The sequence below is a fragment of the Variovorax restrictus genome, from assembly GCF_051216715.1.
GTDB lineage: Bacteria > Pseudomonadota > Gammaproteobacteria > Burkholderiales > Burkholderiaceae_C > Variovorax.
The window spans coordinates 1-2,654 of sequence record NZ_JBPJZH010000017.1 but is presented as its reverse complement, the minus strand read 5'-3'; the positions used below and the strand labels follow the sequence as shown (position 1 = coordinate 2,654).

Annotated in this window: 3 protein-coding genes; 1 reads left to right on the top strand and 2 read right to left on the bottom strand. The window is 59.8% G+C overall.

All coding sequences use genetic code 11. The features are described 5' to 3' along the window. The coding region (locus ACSFA0_RS26565; protein ID WP_435453260.1) for a DUF6502 family protein at window positions 1-477 on the bottom strand (477 nt) is incomplete at its 3' end. Between the two features lie 35 nt (window positions 478-512). Then, the gene (locus ACSFA0_RS26560) at window positions 513-827 is read right to left on the bottom strand and encodes a hypothetical protein (protein ID WP_435453259.1); all 315 of its coding nucleotides are present in this window, start codon (window positions 825-827) and stop codon (window positions 513-515) included. Between the two features lie 647 nt (window positions 828-1,474). Here ACSFA0_RS26560 and ACSFA0_RS26555 point away from each other — a divergent pair. Then, on the top strand, window positions 1,475-2,654 hold a 1,180-nt coding region (locus ACSFA0_RS26555), incomplete at its 3' end, for a methyl-accepting chemotaxis protein (RefSeq protein ID WP_435453258.1).

The window sequence follows — 2,654 nt, the reverse complement described above, 5'->3', positions numbered from 1 at the left end:
GGCCTTCAGCTCGACGCGCGCGCCGTGATCGATCACCATCCCGAGGCGGACGAGCTCTTCCAGGATGACCCGGTAGTGGACGTTGCCGCGGCTGCCGATCCAGGCCATCGACTCGAACGAGGGCGCCTTGTCCTCGCTCATCGTGGGCAGCGTGCGCAGATCCTGGTTGTCGGTGGCCATCTCGAGCCAGACCGTCAGCGTTTTCGACGCCGAAGAGAGTTCGGTAGGCGCCAGTGGCTCGCGCGGCGTACGCACCCTCGCCGTGACGGCTTTCCGGTTGATCCCGGTCGTGATCGAGAGCTGGCTGAGGTTCGGACGCACCCCCTTGGACTCCCACGACCTCTGCGCCTCCTCCAGCAATAACTCGTTGAGCAGCTCCTGGAGATGCGGCTGCTTCAAGCCTAGACCCATAGCCAGTCTGACGACCGGACGCAGCACGCGTGCGCAGGCAGACAGGGCCAGGGCGAGTTGATTCATTGAGTGATCAGATTGTCGCTTGCGGTCGCCGGGTCTCAGTAGGAAAGGGATGTGTTGTGCCGGCCGGTGCGCAGTTCAAAGCTGGAGAGCATGTGGACTGCTCGCTCGAGCCAACTCATCGCAGGCTGCATCGGCAGTCGAGCAGGTGCCTGGTGCACAGGAATCGGCGGGATGCCCTGCTGGCCCACCACAGCCGAGTACTGAGTCATCAGCCGGGCAATTTCCATCATTCGAGCGGAGGCACCAGGCACGCGCCGACGCAGCGCCTCCAGGCCTTGTGCGTATTCCTCAGTGAGCTGAGCCCAATCAGAAAACTCGTTTCCAAGTGCGAGGGTGGCGTCATGGTTCATGTCTCGTCGTGCAGTCGTATGTCGATGAAACGAGTGTATGTGAACATTTCACATTCCCTGCGGACTTGGCAGAAGGATGAGCCGCAGGCGTGAGGTATTGCACAGCCTCCGCACCCCGCGTCATTCGAATGATCCTTCTGTACAGGTGGAGCGCGGTAGTTCGTGTGACTTATTACCGGCCGTCGCAGCAATATGAATACTTTTGTTTCGTCAATGCATGTAATTAACTAAAATTGATTACATGAACTCATCGAAAGAGCAACAAGACTGGGACACCAACTACGGATGGTGGACTGACAAGCCGGAGAGAAACGCCCGACTTGGCTCCAATGCAGGGCGCTATCCAGCTTCTATGAACAGGAGTGAGCGCGTGTGGAGTGAAGCCGCCTTGGTTGTGGGCCTCGCTCTGTCGCTTGTTCTTTCCCTCGTGTCGCTCGCCTCACGTTAGGCAGCACTCATGGCGTGGGCCGTTGACGTCCTTGATGCACCGGTAGCGCCCGCTTCAACCAGCGCTGTAGCCGAAAGCTGTAAATTCCCCAAAAATGTGACATTGGCACATGGATAAATAGGCGTCTTCGCGTGAAATGCAGTGGAGTCCAAAACGGCGGTATGCATGGCTTGGACACCCACTACGCAAGGACACACACGTGAAATTTGGCAGCTTGAAAATTGGCATCCGTCTGGGCATCGGCTTCGCGCTGATGTTGGCGCTCATGACCTTCACCGCAGGCTTCTCAGTACTGCACTTGAAGTCGGTCGCGGCGGCAGTCGATGAAATGGACAAGGCAGCTCATCGGGCGGAGCTCTCGCAACGCTGGGTCTCCGGGATCGTTGCCAACGGGATCCGCACAGTGGCACTCCTCAAAGCCACGACGCAGGCAGACGAGGAGTACTACGCAGGACAAATGGCCAGCCAAAGCGCCGAGGTCAACAAGCTGCAGGCCGATCTGCAGGAGACGGTCGTGTCTACTGAAGGGAAGGCCCTCATGGACGAGGTGGCTCTGCGGCGCGGGGCGTACACCAACGCGCGCGCAGAGCTCATCAAGTACAAGAAGGAAGCAGGCGCAAACGCTTCGCCTGCCGAGCTCACTCAGCTCACCGAAAGCAAGGTGCTGCCGGCACAAGCAGCCTACGTCGCGGCCGTCCAGAAAGTGGTCGCTCGTCAGGCTGCTCTCCTTGCCTCTACGCGTATCAAGGCTGATGCAGATGCAGAGGCGGCCGAACGGACGGTGCTCATCCTGGCAGGCATTGCACTGGCGATCGGCGCCCTTCTGGCATGGCGTCTGGCCCGTAGCATTACGGTTCCGATCGCTGAAGCGCTAACGATCGCGCAGACCGTTGCTGCCGGTGATCTGAGCAGCCGCATCGATGTCAGAAGCCAGGACGAGACGGGGCAGCTGATGAGTGCATTGAAGCTCATGAGCGAAAACCTCTCCAGGATCGTCGGCGAAGTCCGCCATGGCAGCGACACCATTGCCACAGCTTCCAGTCAGATCGCCTCTGGAAACCAGGATCTATCTGCACGCACGGAGGAGCAGGCCAGCTCGTTGGAGGAAACGGCTGCGTCCATGGAACAGCTCACCTCGACGGTCAAGCTGAATGCCGACAACGCTCGCGAAGCCAACCAGCTGGCGGTCTCCGCTTCCCAGGTCGCCGTTCGCGGAGGCGCCACCGTGAACGAAGTGGTCGAGACCATGGGTCTGATCAACACATCGAGCAAAAAGATCGTGGACATCATCGGTGTCATCGAAGGCATCGCGTTCCAGACGAACATCCTGGCGCTCAATGCTGCCGTGGAGGCGGCGCGGGCAGGCGAACAGGGGCGTG